The organism is Sphingomonas sp. BK481 (assembly GCF_014194875.1).
Taxonomy (GTDB): Bacteria; Pseudomonadota; Alphaproteobacteria; order Sphingomonadales; family Sphingomonadaceae; genus Sphingomonas; species Sphingomonas aerolata.
The window spans coordinates 129,063-142,504 of the sequence record NZ_JACIAP010000006.1 but is presented as its reverse complement, the minus strand read 5'-3'; the positions used below and the strand labels follow the sequence as shown (position 1 = coordinate 142,504).

General features: G+C 68.4%; 15 protein-coding genes and 1 riboswitch. Of the genes, 12 read left to right on the top strand and 3 right to left on the bottom strand.

Annotated features, from left to right (window positions below; translation table 11 throughout):
* Window positions 1-25: 25 nt before the first annotated feature.
* A complete protein-coding gene (locus tag FHY04_RS13360; protein ID WP_183936793.1) occupies window positions 26-1,111 on the bottom strand; it encodes a DUF3667 domain-containing protein in 1,086 nt (361 codons plus the stop codon).
* Window positions 1,112-1,173: 62 nt separating this feature from the next.
* Here FHY04_RS13360 and FHY04_RS13355 point away from each other — a divergent pair, with 62 nt between their 5' ends.
* The 10 genes from FHY04_RS13355 to FHY04_RS13310 all read left to right on the top strand — a co-directional run bounded on the left by FHY04_RS13355 (window position 1,174) and on the right by FHY04_RS13310 (window position 9,106).
* The gene (locus FHY04_RS13355; protein WP_183936792.1) at window positions 1,174-2,448 is read left to right on the top strand and encodes a glutamate-5-semialdehyde dehydrogenase; all 1,275 of its coding nucleotides are present in this window, start codon (window positions 1,174-1,176) and stop codon (window positions 2,446-2,448) included.
* A gap of 33 nt (window positions 2,449-2,481) precedes the next feature.
* Window positions 2,482-3,084 carry a nicotinate-nucleotide adenylyltransferase gene (locus tag FHY04_RS13350; protein ID WP_183936791.1) on the top strand — a complete coding sequence of 201 codons (603 nt, stop codon included), beginning with the start codon at window positions 2,482-2,484 and terminating at the stop codon, window positions 3,082-3,084.
* A 13-nt stretch (window positions 3,085-3,097) separates the two neighbouring features.
* Complete coding sequence (gene rsfS / locus FHY04_RS13345; protein ID WP_031395980.1) at window positions 3,098-3,511, top strand: ribosome silencing factor; 414 nt, start codon at window positions 3,098-3,100, stop codon at window positions 3,509-3,511.
* Window positions 3,512-3,527: 16 nt separating this feature from the next.
* On the top strand, window positions 3,528-3,950 hold the full coding sequence (locus tag FHY04_RS13340; RefSeq protein ID WP_183936790.1) for a 23S rRNA (pseudouridine(1915)-N(3))-methyltransferase RlmH: 423 nt from the start codon (window positions 3,528-3,530) through the stop codon (window positions 3,948-3,950).
* Between the two features lie 2 nt (window positions 3,951-3,952).
* On the top strand, window positions 3,953-5,140 hold the full coding sequence (locus FHY04_RS13335; protein ID WP_159511566.1) for a murein hydrolase activator EnvC: 1,188 nt from the start codon (window positions 3,953-3,955) through the stop codon (window positions 5,138-5,140).
* 112 nt (window positions 5,141-5,252) lie between these two features.
* Window positions 5,253-6,587, top strand: a complete 1,335-nt coding sequence (locus tag FHY04_RS13330; protein WP_056679059.1) for a S41 family peptidase — start codon at window positions 5,253-5,255, stop codon at window positions 6,585-6,587.
* Window positions 6,588-6,607: 20 nt separating this feature from the next.
* Window positions 6,608-7,090: a disulfide bond formation protein B gene (locus tag FHY04_RS13325; protein ID WP_031395676.1), complete on the top strand. Its 483-nt coding sequence runs from the start codon at window positions 6,608-6,610 to the stop codon at window positions 7,088-7,090.
* Window positions 7,087-7,659 (top strand): demethoxyubiquinone hydroxylase family protein, encoded by a 573-nt coding sequence (locus FHY04_RS13320; RefSeq protein WP_042466726.1) that lies wholly within the window; start codon window positions 7,087-7,089, stop codon window positions 7,657-7,659. Before FHY04_RS13325 ends, FHY04_RS13320 begins: the two co-directional genes overlap by 4 nt.
* Window positions 7,660-7,772: 113 nt before the next feature.
* The gene (locus FHY04_RS13315; RefSeq protein ID WP_183936789.1) at window positions 7,773-8,240 is read left to right on the top strand and encodes a hypothetical protein; all 468 of its coding nucleotides are present in this window, start codon (window positions 7,773-7,775) and stop codon (window positions 8,238-8,240) included.
* A gap of 77 nt (window positions 8,241-8,317) precedes the next feature.
* A riboswitch (ZMP/ZTP riboswitch) is annotated at window positions 8,318-8,395 on the top strand.
* Between the two features lie 18 nt (window positions 8,396-8,413).
* Window positions 8,414-9,106, top strand: coding sequence for a DJ-1/PfpI family protein (locus FHY04_RS13310; protein WP_183936788.1), 693 nt, complete (start codon window positions 8,414-8,416; stop codon window positions 9,104-9,106).
* On the opposite strand, the gene FHY04_RS13305 is transcribed toward FHY04_RS13310, so the two are convergent.
* Both FHY04_RS13305 and FHY04_RS13300 read right to left on the bottom strand, forming a co-directional pair.
* On the bottom strand, window positions 9,097-9,729 hold the full coding sequence (locus FHY04_RS13305) for a DedA family protein (protein ID WP_183936787.1): 633 nt from the start codon (window positions 9,727-9,729) through the stop codon (window positions 9,097-9,099). The genes FHY04_RS13310 and FHY04_RS13305 overlap by 10 nt on opposite strands.
* A gap of 53 nt (window positions 9,730-9,782) precedes the next feature.
* On the bottom strand, window positions 9,783-11,183 hold the full coding sequence (locus FHY04_RS13300; RefSeq protein ID WP_183936786.1) for a UdgX family uracil-DNA binding protein: 1,401 nt from the start codon (window positions 11,181-11,183) through the stop codon (window positions 9,783-9,785).
* 83 nt (window positions 11,184-11,266) lie between these two features.
* On the opposite strand from FHY04_RS13300, the gene FHY04_RS13295 reads away from it, so the two are divergent.
* Window positions 11,267-12,115 carry a shikimate 5-dehydrogenase gene (locus FHY04_RS13295; RefSeq protein WP_031439962.1) on the top strand — a complete coding sequence of 283 codons (849 nt, stop codon included), beginning with the start codon at window positions 11,267-11,269 and terminating at the stop codon, window positions 12,113-12,115.
* Between the two features lie 113 nt (window positions 12,116-12,228).
* A complete protein-coding gene (locus FHY04_RS13290; protein WP_183936785.1) occupies window positions 12,229-13,344 on the top strand; it encodes a PHB depolymerase family esterase in 1,116 nt (371 codons plus the stop codon).
* Window positions 13,345-13,442: the final 98 nt, after the last annotated feature.

Genomic DNA, 13,442 nt, shown 5'->3' with positions numbered 1-13,442 from the left:
GCCGAGCAACCGCTGGCGGCCAGGTCTACTCCGTCAGACCGCGCAGCAGGATCAGCACGACGAACGCGATCAGCACGGTGAACGCGAAGGTGAGCAGCGCGATGGTACGCCAGCCCGCAGAAACCTTGCCGAGCGTATAGGCGCCGCGAAGCTGCGCGAACATGTGGGCCGGCGGGACGAGCAACGCCGCCATGACGATCCACCCGCTTGCCAGCCCCGCCATGCCGCCGAGCATCAGTGCAATCACCAGCAGCATCATGAACGCCAGCGAATAGGTCACGAAGATCGCGTGGTCGTAGAGATGGTGCTTGCGGCGCCACAGGAACAGCAGTGCCATGAACGGCACCGAGAGCGGGATCAGCCCCCAGCTATATTTATACGCGCTCGACTGAAGCTTGTAGATCATCAGCCCGGGATTCGCGTTCGCCTTGGCGATGCCGCGGTCGAGCAGTGGCCAGCCGGTCTTCTTCACGTCGGTGAAGGTGAAGTCGTCCGTGTCGCGTCTGGTCGTGCCGCTTGCGCTCGTCAGCGCTCGGATGCTGCCGCGCAGGACGAGTGCCTGCGTATCGAGATCGGCGGTCGACTGACCTGTGCGCACCGCGATCGCGCGGTCCCGCTCGATGCGGGCAAGGTCGCCACGGGCCTCGTCCAGCCCGCGTGCGAATTCGGCGCGGTCGCGCGTCGTGGGGGCGGCGATCTCGTCGGTCATCTCGCCACCGACCGCGCCGATCGTCGCGAACATCAGGAAGACGGTGAACAGGAACAGCGCGAGTGGCGAGACGAACCGCGCGCGCTCGCCATTGACGTAGCGCCGGGTGAGCGTGCCGGGATGCAGGACGAGCAGCGGCAGCGTGCGCCAGATCTTGCCCTCGAAATGAAACACGCCATGCGCGATCTCATGCCCGATCGCGCCGAGCGACCGGTGGACATGCGCGGCCTGGCCACAGGCATGGCAGTGCGCGCCGATCAGCGCGGTGCCGCAATTGAGACAGAGCGCGTCCGTTGCATGCGCCCTGCTGATCGCAGTCGATTCGCCCGCACATGGTTCGAACGCGCGCCCGACCAATGCCCCCGTGGCGATGTCCGCCGCTGCCCCCATGTCCCCGTTCATAACGCAAGCGTAACGCAGCCCGGGCGTTGGCGCGAGTCGGTTTGGCGTGATAGTCGGATGGCATGAACGACCTTCCCGACGCCGAGACGCACCCCGCAACCCTGATCGCCGATATGGGCGCGCGCGCTCGCGTCGCATCTGGCGTTCTCGCGGCGCTGCCGACTCCGCGCAAGGCCGCAGGCCTGGTGTCTGCGGCTGCGGCACTGCGCGACGCGGCGGCGACGATCGAGGCGGCGAACCGCGAGGATATGGCGCGCGCGGCCGCCGCGGGGCTGTCGGGGGCGCTGCTCGATCGGTTGCGGCTCGATCCCGGACGGATTTCGGCGATGGCGGACGGCGTCGCCGCGGTCGCCGCGCTCGCCGATCCGGTCGGCCAGATCATGGATTCGCGTGCGCGTCCCAATGGCCTCGTCCTCAGCCGGGTCCGCGTACCGATCGGCGTGATCGGGATCATCTATGAAAGCCGGCCCAACGTGACGGCCGACGCCGCGGCGTTGTGCGTAATGGCAGGCAATGCCGCACTCCTGCGCGGCGGATCGGAAGCCGTCGCAAGCAATCGTGCGATTCACGCCGCCCTGATCGAAGGCCTCGCCGCGGGTGGGGTCCCCGCGGACGCGGTACAGCTGGTCCCGACCACCGACCGCGCAGCGGTGGGGGCGATGCTCAAGGCGGACGGCGCGATCGACCTGATCATCCCGCGCGGCGGCAAGAGCCTGGTCGCGCGTGTCCAGGCCGAGGCGCGCGTGCCGGTGCTCGCGCATCTCGACGGGATCAATCATGTCTATGTCGATGCATCCGCCGACCCCGCGATGGCCGCGGCGGTGGTGGTCGATGCGAAGATGCGCCGGACCGGCATTTGCGGCGCGATGGAGACGCTGCTGATCGACCGCGGCTATGCGGGGGCGGCGGTGCTGATCGAGCGGCTGGCGGCGACGGGATGCGTCGTGCGTGGTGATCCGGACGCCTGTAAGCTGGTCCCCGAAATCGCGGCGGCGGACGCGGCGGACTGGGATACCGAATATCTCGACGCGATCGCTTCGGTCGCGATCGTCGACGGGCTGGACGGCGCGGTCGCGCATATCGCGCGGCACGGATCGCATCATACCGATGCGATCGTAGCGGCGGATGCGGATGTCGCCGAGCGGTTTCTCGCGCAGGTCGACAGCGCGATCGTGCTGTGGAACGCCTCGACCCAGTTTGCCGATGGCGGCGAATTCGGACTGGGTGCGGAGATCGGCATCGCCACCGGGCGGCTCCACGCGCGCGGCCCGGTCGCGCTGGAGGGGCTGACGACCTACAAGTGGATCGGGCGCGGTACGGGGCAGGTGCGCGGGTGAGGTGTCGGGCCGATCGGCGCCGCGCGTGACGCCATGACCCGCATCGGCATTCTCGGCGGTTCGTTTAACCCGGCGCATCGGGGGCACCGCGCGATCACGCTGTCGGCGATCGAGGCGCTCGCGCTCGACGAGGCGTGGTGGCTCGTCTCGCCGGGCAATCCGCTGAAAGAGGCGGCGCGCGACATGGCGCCGCTGTCCGCGCGGCTCGCCTCTGCCCGGCGGATGGCGCGGCGCGCCCCGATCCGCGCCACCGATATCGAGACCCGGCTGCACACCCGCTATACGCTCGACACGATCCGCAAGCTCAGGCGGCGCCATCCGAAGATCCGCTTCATCTGGCTGATGGGCGCCGACAATCTTGCCGACTTCCACCGGTGGAAGAACTGGCGCGCGATCGCCCGCGAGGTTCCGATTGCGGTAATCGCTCGGCCGGGATATGACGGGCGCGCCCTCGCGGCCCCCGCGATGGGTTGGCTGCGGCGCTTCCAACGGCGCACAGACCATGCGAAGAGCTGGACGACGTGGAGATTGCCGGCCCTTGTGCTGTTGCGCTTCCGACCCGACCCGACCTCCGCAACCGGCCTGCGCGCCGAAAATCCCGACTGGTTCCAGCATGTTGCCGGGCCGGTAACCTGACCCAGGAGCTGACTTGGCCACTTCCCCTACTGCCCCTCGCGCGACCGACCCCGAAGAGGTTGAGGCGCTGCATCGCCTGATCCTCGCGTCGCTCGACGACGACCAGGCGGTCGAGACGATCTCGATCCCGCTCGCGGGCAAGACGAGCATCGCCGATTACATGGTGATCGCCAGCGGCCGTTCGACCCGCCAGGTCGCCTCGATGGCACAGAAGCTGGCCGAGCGTATCAAGGCCGAGTTCAAGCGTCCGGTGAAGATCGAGGGGCTGCCGACCGCGGACTGGGTCCTGATCGACGCCACCGACATCATCGTCCACCTTTTCCGCCCCGAAGTCCGCAGCTTCTACAATCTCGAGCGGATGTGGGCGTTCGGCGATGCGCCGACGCCACCGACCGCTCCGTTCGCCGACCTGTCCGACCAAGACTGACCCGGGTGCGCGGGCGATGCTGCTGCATATCGTCGCCCGTGGCCGGATCGGGCGATCGCCCGAAGCCGAACTCGTCGATCGCTATCTGAAGCGCATCGCTTGGCCGACCAAGGTGTCCGAGCTTCCCGACACGGGGGGGCGGATGCCCCCGGTCGGCGACCAGACCCGGCGGATCCTGCTCGATGAAAAGGGCGACGTGCTGTCGTCCATGGCGTTCGCGCGCGTGCTTGAGCGGTGGCGCGACGACGGCGTGCGCGAGGCGCGGTTCATGATTGGCGCGGCCGACGGGTTCGACGATGCCGCGCGCGACGAGGCCGACCTGCTGGTCTCCTTCGGGCGCGCGACCTGGCCGCATCTGCTCGCGCGGGCGATGCTCGCCGAACAGCTCTTCCGCGCGACGAGCATCCTGGCCAACCACCCGTATCACCGCGAAGGCTGACGATGCGGATCACCGCGTCATCGCGCCTGTCATCGGCAGTGCTGTTGCTGTTCGCGGCAGTCGCCCTTGGTCTTGCCGCCACCCCGCGCGCGAGTGCGGCGGCGACACCGCAGCAGCGACTGATCGAGGCGAGACGCGGCGCGCGGATCGCGGCGATACGCGCCGAACGTCTGGCCGCCGCCGCGTCGCAGGAGCGCGACGCTGCCGAGCGCGCCAGGGCCGAAGCGCGCGCGATGGCCGCAAGGATCGACGCGACCCGCGCCGACATCGCCGCCGCGCGGATCCGCCTCGCCATCCTCGAACAGCTGCTCACCGAACAGCGCGCGGCCCTGGGGGTCGTCCAGTCGCCGATCGCGCGGTTGCTGGCGGCGCTGCAATCGCTCGCGCGGCGGCCAACGATCGTCGCGGTCGCACAGCCCGGATCAGTCGACGATCTCGTCCATGTCCGTGCGGTTCTGGGCACCGCCCTGCCTGCGGTCCGGCTGCGGGCCGACGCGGTGCGCACCGCGCTCCGGCGGACCCGGCGCCTGCAGACGGGCGCAGCGCAGGCGGCACGCGCGCTGCGTGACGGACGGATCCGGCTCGAGGCACAACGCGTCGCGCTCGCCAAACTCGAAGCGACGCATCGCCGTCGCAGCCAGGCACTGGGGCGCGGCGCGATCGGCGAATCCGATCGCGCGATCGCGCTGGGCGAGCGCGCGCGCGACCTGGTCGACAGCCTCGCCGAGTCGGGCAGTGCGGAGGCGACCGCGCTCGACCTGGCGGCGCTGGCGGGGCCGGTGCCGCGCCCGCTTGCCCCCGGCAGCATCCCCGCCGCCCGCGTCCGCGGTGCCTATCGCCTGCCCGTACGCGGTCGGCTCGTCACCGGCTTCGACGCGGTGTCCGATGTGGGCGTGCGATCGCGCGGCCTGACCTTCGCGGTTGCGCCGGACGCGCGCGTGGTCGCGCCGGCGGCGGGCATCGTCCGTTATGCGCGGGCGTTTCGCGGTTATGGCCGGATCGTGATCCTTGATCATGGCGATGGCTGGACGACGCTGTTGACCGGGCTTGCCGACAGCGGGGTGAAACCGGGCGTTCGCGTCGTCGCCGGATCGCGGATCGGCACCGCGCCGGGGGGCGAGGATCCGCTGATCACGGTCGAGCTTCGGCGGCGCGGGCGACCCGTCGACGCGGCTGCATTGATCGGCTAATCAACGACGAACCGGTCCGGCGTCCATTCGCCAGACCGCGAAGACCGTCGCGGCTTTGCTCCGCGCGCACTATACCGCTACGCTGTGCCTTCCCCCGGTTTCAGGACCTTAGATGCCACGTCCGATCCTTACCGCTACCGCCATCCTCGGCGCGCTAACCCTCGTGCCGCTGGCCACCTCGGCGATGGCGGCGGTCGATACCGACACGTATCGCGAGTTCGACCAGTTTCTCGACGTCTTCAACCGCGTGAAGGCGGAATATGTCGACAAGGTCGATGACAAGACGCTGATCAAGGGCGCGATCCAGGGGATGCTCGCAAGCCTCGACCCACATTCGAGCTATGTCGATGCGCTGGATTACGAGAATCTGCGGATCATGACCGAAGGCAATTATGGCGGCCTCGGCCTGACGGTGCAGATGGAGGACGGCGCGATCAAGGTCGTGACGCCGCAGGAAGACTCGCCCGCCGCGCGCGCGGGCGTCAAGTCGGGCGATTACATCACGCATATCAACGGCAAGCTGATCTACGGCGATTCGCTCGACGAGGCGGTCGCACAGATGCGCGGCAAGCCCGGCAGCAAGATCACGCTGGGGCTCGTCCGGCCGGGTCGCGACAAGCCGCTCGACGTGTCGATGCTGCGCGAAATCATCGTCCAGAAGCCGGTGAAATGGGAGGTGCGCGGCGATGTCGGTTATATCAACATCAACACCTTCAGCGAGAATACCGGCGCGGACACGCGCGCGGCGATCATGGCGATCGACAAGTCGCTGGGGCATCGCCCGCTCGGCTATGTCGTCGACCTACGCCAGAATGGCGGCGGGCTGCTGACCCAGGCGATCGCGGTCAGCGACGCGTTCCTCGATCACGGTGAGATCGTGTCGCAGCGTGGCCGCGAGAAGACGGATATCGAGCGCTACTACGCCAAGCCTGGCGATGACGCGCATGGCCTGCCGGTTGTCGTGCTGACCGATCCGGGGACCGCGTCGGCCTCCGAGATTGTCGCCGGCGCGCTGCAGGATCATCACCGCGCGCTGATCATGGGCGAACGCACCTTCGGCAAGGGATCGGTCCAGACCGTGCTTCAGCTCGGCCCCGAGACCGCGTTGCGCCTGACGACCGCGCGCTACTTCACGCCGTCGGGCCGGTCGGTGCAGGAGGGCGGGATCGAACCCGATATTCGCGTGCCGCAGATCAGCGATCCCGATCACAAGGCGCGCCCGGTGTTCCGCGAGGCCGATCTGCGCCGTCACCTGATCAACGAGGTGAAGGCCGACAATGCGGTGCTCGAGGAAGATACCAAGGACGATCCGCGCTTCTTGGCGACGCCCGAGGCGCTGAAGAAGCAGGGGGTCGAGGACTTCCAGCTTTATTATGCGCTGAAGACGGTCGCCCGGCTCGGCGGCGCCGCGCAGGTCGCCGCCGCGACCAAGGCACCCGTCAAGTGAGCGTACGCCGCGGGCTGGGGATGACCAAGAACGAGGAGATCGCCCGGTCGATCGCGCTCGTGCTGCCGCTGCTGCTGTTGCTGGGGGCGCTCGGGTCGCAATATCTGGGTGGGCTCTATCCATGCGAGATGTGCCATTGGCAGCGCTGGCCGCATTATTCGGCGGTGTTGCTCGCGGCGGCGACGTTCGTGGTGCCGCAGCGTTCGCTGCGCGCCTCGCTGGTGCTCGTCGCGGCGTTGCTGATCGGGATCAGCGGCGCGATCGGGCTGTTCCATGCCGGGGTCGAATATCACTGGTGGAACGGCATCACCGCCTGCACCACGACGGTGTCGATGGCGGGCACGACGCCGGCCGAACGGCTCGCCGCGATCATGAACGCGCCTATGGTGCGCTGTGATTCGGCGCAGTGGTCGCTGGCGGGAATTTCGCTTGCCGGGTTCAACGCGATCTTTTCCCTGGGCGGCGCGATCACCATCTTCGTGCTGATGAGGAAGACACGATGACCACCGCGACCCCGATCCCGACCGTCCCGCGCGGCACAGGCTGGAAGCCAGGCGATCGCAAGCATCCGAGCGAGGCGATGGTCCGCGTCGACCAGGCCGGCGAATATGGCGCGATCCGCATCTATGCGGGGCAGCTCGCGGTGCTGGGCGACCGGCACCCGTCGTCGCGCCTGATCCACCACATGGCGCAGCAGGAGGAGCGTCACCGCGCGTTCTTCGACCGGATGATCGTCGAGCGGCGCGTGCGGCCGACCGTGCTGCAGCCGATATGGAAGGTCGCGGGCTTCGCGCTCGGCGCGGTCACTGCCGCGATCAGCCCGCGTGCCGCGATGGCCTGCACCGCGGCGGTCGAGACCGAGATCGACAAGCATTATGCCGAGCAGCTCGTCGCGCTGGGCGACAGCGATCCCGAACTGAGCGCGGCGATCCTCGATTTCCAGGCCGAGGAGCTGGAGCACAAGGCGACCGCGATCGCTGCCGGCGCGGAGGAAACCCCCGGCTATCCGGTGATGAGCGCGCTGATCCGGCTGGGGTGCAAGGTCGCGATCGCGACCGCAAAGCGGATCTGACCGCGCCGCCGGCCGTTGGGACTGAAACGCGTGGCGTTGCGGCGTTCAGCCTAGGGCCACCGACGATCGCCGATCCTGTCGGCCAACAGATACGGATTATGGGAGTGGTGCGTATGAGGATGATGATGGCAGCGGCCTTGCTGGTCGCCGGCCCGGTGGCGGCGCAGACGGTGACGTCGGGTGCGGCAATCCCGGCCAAGCCCGGTGCCCCCGCAGCCAAGCCCGCGTCCGCGCCGGGTGAGGTGTCGCGCAGCGCGCCGGTCAACGGCGTGCTCACGCTGTTCGGCAACGAGCGCTGCCCGACCAATGCACAGGGCGAGGAAATCGTCGTCTGCGTGCGTCGCAGCGCGCAGGAGCAATATCGCGTCCCCAAGGAATTGCGCGAATTCGCCGTGACGCCCGAAAATGAGAGCTGGGCGGCCAAGGCACAGGGTACGCTTGGCACCGGTGTCGGTGCGAACAGCATCGGCAGTTGTTCGACCGTCGGGCCGGGCGGCGCAACCGGATGCTTCGGGCAGCGCGTTCGCGAAGCGCGCCGCGAAAACAAGGAGCGTGCAGCCGAGGTGCCCGTCCTCCCCTAAGCTGCCGCGACCGGTTTGCGTGCAGGGCGCGAACCCGTCGATGCTGTTGCGTCGTCAAAGACAACCGCATAGCGTTGGCGCGTCCGCGTGACTGGCGCCGAGTGGATCACCACGGGGAAGCGCGGACGGTTCCGCCGCGCGCCTGGGCAGCCCCTCTGGACGGAGCTTGTGCCATGCGCGACCCTTTTCGTATCGCCTTCCTACTGTTTCCCAACGTCACCCAGCTCGACCTCACCGGTCCTGCCCAGATCCTGTCACGGCTTGGCGAGGCGCAGGTCGATCTCGTCTGGAAGACGCGCAATCCGGTGCCAACCGACGCCGGGTTTTCGATCCTTCCGACCGCGATCTTTGCCGAGGTGCCGTACGCGGACATCCTTTGCGTCCCGGGAGGCTTCGGACTCAACGACGTCATCGCCGACGACGAAGCGATGGCATGGGTGGGGGCCGTCGGGGCAGGCGCGACATGGGTCACCAGTGTCTGCACCGGCTCGTTGATCCTGGGTGCCGCGGGATTGCTCGACGGGTACCGCGCGGGGTGCCACTGGGCTCAGCGTGACATGTTGCCGCTCTTCGGTGCGATCCCCGTCGACGCGCGCACCGTGGTCGATCGGAACCGAGTCACCGGCGGCGGTGTGACGGCAGGCATCGACTTTGCGCTGACGCTGATCGCGCTGATCCGCGGCGAGGCGCATGCACGCATGGTGCAATTGGCACTCGAATATGATCCCCAGCCACCGTTTGACAGCGGTTCACCCGCACAGGCCGGGCCGGAGATCGTCGCCGCGTACCAGCGCCGCGTGCAGATGCTGGCACCAACCCGTGACGAAGACCTGCGCGCGCTTGCCCGGCGTCGTGGTTACGGGTGACGCTTCAGCCCGCGGACGCGGTGCCAGATATAGAAGCCGACCAGCGCGATCAGGACGATGCCGATCAGCAGGTCCGCGCTGTGGAAGGCGGCCTTCACACGCGGGTCGCTGTCCCATTTGTCGCCAAGCTTCATGCCGACCCAGGCAAGCCCGAAGCACCACGGCCAGGAGCCGATGAAGGTGTAGAGGTGGAAGGGCACGAGCTTCATCCGCGCGACACCCGCCGGAAAGGCGATGAACGATCGGATGACGGGGAGCAGACGCCCGATCAGCACCGCCATGTTGCCCCAGCGCGCGAAGAACCGGTCTGCTGCATCGAGCTCGCCCGGGCCGATCAGGACATAGCGACCCCAGCGCTCGGCCATCGGTCGACCGCCACGCTTGCCGACCTCATAGGCGACGATCGAGCCGAGGTTGCACCCGATCGCGCCCGCTGTCGCGGCGAGATACAGGTCGAACCGGCCGGTCGACACGAGATAGCCGGCGAACGGCATGATGATCTCGGATGGAAGCGGAATACACGCGCTTTCGATCGCCATGAGGATCGCGATGCCAACATAGCCGCCGGACGAGATCACCCAGATCGTGAAGGTGGCCAGCACGGCCAGAATCTTTTCGAACATGGCGCGGGGATTTGCGCGATGCGGCGCACGAAGGGAAGGGCCAATCGGTTCGCCTAGGCCAGGCGCGCGCCGGCCATACGCAGATCCTCGACGAATCGCGCATATTCCTCGTCGGCCTGAACCTTGTCCGGCAGGCGCAGCAGGTAACTGGGATGGACGGTAATCCATGCCTCGCCGCCGCCGGGAAGCTGCAGCGCACGGCCGCGTTCCTTGCCGATCGTCATCACCTTGCCGAACAGCGAGCGGGCCGCGGTGGCGCCGAGCGCGACCGTCACCTTGGGCGCGACGAGCATCTGCTCCTGTTCGATCCACCACCGGCAGGCCTCGATCTCGCCGGCGCCGGGCTTGGCGTGGATGCGCCGCTTGCCGCGCTGCTCGAACTTGAAATGCTTGACCGCGTTGGTGACATAGGCGCGGCTGCGGTCGAGTCCCGCCTCCGCCATCGCGCGATCGAACATCTGACCGGCGGGGCCGACGAACGGCCGCCCGGCAAGATCCTCCTGGTCGCCCGGCTGTTCGCCGACGAACATCAGCGGCGCGTCGATCGGTCCCTCGCCGAACACGGTCTGGGTGGCGGGCTTGTAGAGCGGGCAGCGGGTGCAGCCCGCGGCCTCGTCGCGCAGCGCCTCCCAGGCGATCATGCTGTTACCGCCGACGACGTCGCGGGCGCGCTCGATCATGCCGCTCTCGCGCGCCTGTGCGGTGGCGATCATGCCGGGGACGAGATCGGTTTCAGGCATGTTTTTCCAGTATTTGCGGGGCATCTCCTTCAACATCGCGCCGATCTTCACGCGCGCGGGGTTGAAGGTGCTGGCGTAATAGGTCTTCCAGACCTCTTCGGTCGGATCGCCCTCGGGTGCGTCGGTCTTCTTGGCGCCCGGCCCTTCGCTGAGCATCGTCCCGTCCCAGTGGATCGCCACCTCGGGGGTCAGGATCGACCAGCGCATGCTCGCGAAGCGATTGACGAAGAAGGCGGCGTTGGCGCGGACGATGTGGTGATCGGGTTCGAACCAGGCGACGAACCGGGTTTCGCCCTCCTCCTCGACCTCGCGGAAGCGCAGGAACGCGCGCATCTTGTGGATGTCGCGGCGGACGTCCTTCGCAATCCGGTCAAGCCGTCGCACGAGAGGATCGGCCCGATCCTCGATCAGCTTGGGTTCGCGGCGCAGGCGGTGGAGCAGCGTGTAGAGCAACGCGAACCGCTCCGGATCGCTGCCGAGGATGACGCTGCGGGCAAGATCAAGGAACGCGCGCGGGACCGAGACGGTCGCGGAGGCAGCCCGCGGCGCGGATGCTGCAGGAGGATCCGGTGGCACCGTCCCGAACAGGTCGGCGGGGGCACTGCCGACCTGCCACACGACATCGTCGGGTGGCACGTCATCGGCCATCAGGCCGCGCGCTGCATCGCGCCAGCCATCGAAATCGTCCGGTTCGGCAAGGGTTACGACGCGCATCGCCGGTTCTACGCCGGGTAGCGGCGCTTGTTCCGCCGCGCTTGTATCTCGACCCCGGCGGATCGCCGTCCTATTTTATGGTGATGACCCAACAGACCTCAGCCCCGGAACCCGCTCGTCCGCTGATCGGGCGCGATACACGCCTGTGCATGTCCTTGTCCGCGCGACCGGGCAATTTCGGGACCCGGTTCCATAATCGGCTCTATGCGCTGACCGGACTCGACTATGTCTACAAGGCGTTCTCGACCCGCGACTTGGAGGGCGCGGTGCGCGGTATCCGGGCGCTCGACATCCGCGGCTGCGCGATCTCGATGCCGTTCAAGGAGGCGGTGATCGCGCTGCTCGATGGACTCGCGCCCTCGGCCGCGGCGATCGACAGCGTCAACACGATCGTGAACGACGAAGGCGTGCTGACCGGGCACAACACGGATTATGCCGCGGTCGCAGCGCTGATCGCGGATATCGATCCGGCAACGCGGTTCATGCTGCGCGGGTCGGGCGGGATGGCAAAGGCGGTCGCCGCGGCGTTGCGCGACACGGGCTTTCGCGACGGCGTGATCGTCGCGCGCAACGAACCCGCCGGTCGTGCGCTCGCCGATCTCTATGGCTTTGCATGGGCCACGGATCTTCACACGGAAGAGCAGGCGGACCTGCTGATCAACGTCACGCCGATGGGGATGACGGGTGCCGATGCGGACGCGCTCGCTTTTCCGCCGGCGATGATCGCGGCGAGCGCCATTGCGTTCGACGTCGTGCAATATCCCCCGGAAACGCCGTTCCTGCGCGCCGCGGCAGCGGCGGGGAAACGCTGCATCACCGGCACCGAGGTCGCGATCCTTCAGGCGCTCGAGCAGTTCGTGCTCTACACCGGCGTCCGCCCGAGCGACGCACAGGTCGCCGACGCTGCCGCCTTCGCGCGGTCGCACGGCTGAGGTCCGGCGGCGATTTACCCTTGTGATCGGGCAGGGGCGGCACAAGATATGCTGCACTGCACCATTCACGGAGCCGGGCGTCAAGGCGTCGGGCGCGCATGACGGGACGATCGATGGCCAGGCTTTCGGAAACACTCGCGCAACTGGCGCAGGCGCAACACGCCGCGGCGGCGCGCTTCGCCGAGCAGCCAGAGAACGAGGACTCACGCCTGCGCCCGCTCGAATCATTCGGCGCGAATCCCGGCGCGTTGCGTGCGTTGACCTATGTGCCCGAGGCGACGTCCGACCGGCGGATGCCGCTGGTCGTCGTTCTCCATGGCTGCACGCAGACCGCCACGGGGTATGACCGGGGGGCAGGCTGGTCCGATCTTGCCGACCGGCACGGGTTCGCCGTGCTCTATCCCGAGCAGCAGCGCGCGAATAACGGCAATCTCTGCTTCAACTGGTTCGACGCCGAGGACATTCGCCGCGGTGGCGGTGAGGCGCAGTCGATCCGGTCGATGATTGCGACGATGGTCCGCGACGTCGCGATCGATCCCGACCGCATCTATGTGACGGGATTGTCGGCCGGCGGCGCGATGGCTGGCGTAATGCTCGCCACCTATCCCGAGCTGTTCGCTGCCGGGGCAATCATTGCGGGGCTTCCCTATGGCACCGCGACCTCGATGTCGCAGGCGCTCGACCGGATGCGCGGGCGGGGCCTGCCCGCAGATTCCGCGCTGGCCGCGCTGGTCGACGGCGCGGCGCCGGCCGGCGGTCGCGTGCCGCGCGTCTCGGTCTGGCACGGCGATGCCGATGCGACCGTGGTGCCCGCCAATGCCGATGCGATCGTCGCACAGTGGCGCGGCGTGCACGGGCTCGCCTACGCACCCGACGAGGTCGAACAGGTCGAAGGCCATGCCCATCGCCTCTGGCGCGACGCGCAGGGCCGTGCCGCGGTCGAGGAGTATCGGATCCGCGGGCTGGGCCATGGCACACCGCTGGCCACGACGGGCGCCGACGGCCTCGGCCAGCCGGGTCCGCACATGCTGGAGGTGGGAATCTCGTCGACGTTGCACAGCGCTGCGTTCTTCGGGCTGATCGAGCGCCCATCGGCGCGCGCGGCGGCGACCCGCGCGAAGCCGAAGCCCGCATCGCCGCGTCCGCACCCGTGGAGCCACAGTCCGGGCCGATCGCAGGTCGGCGACATGATCAACGGTGCGCTCCGCGCAGCGGGGCTGCTGCGCTAGGCACGGGCGCGGACCCGGTGATGGTACGGGCGGGCGGCGCAGGTCGTGGCGCCGAGGATCGATCGAGATCCGCGCCAACCGCGAAGGCGGCAGCTTGC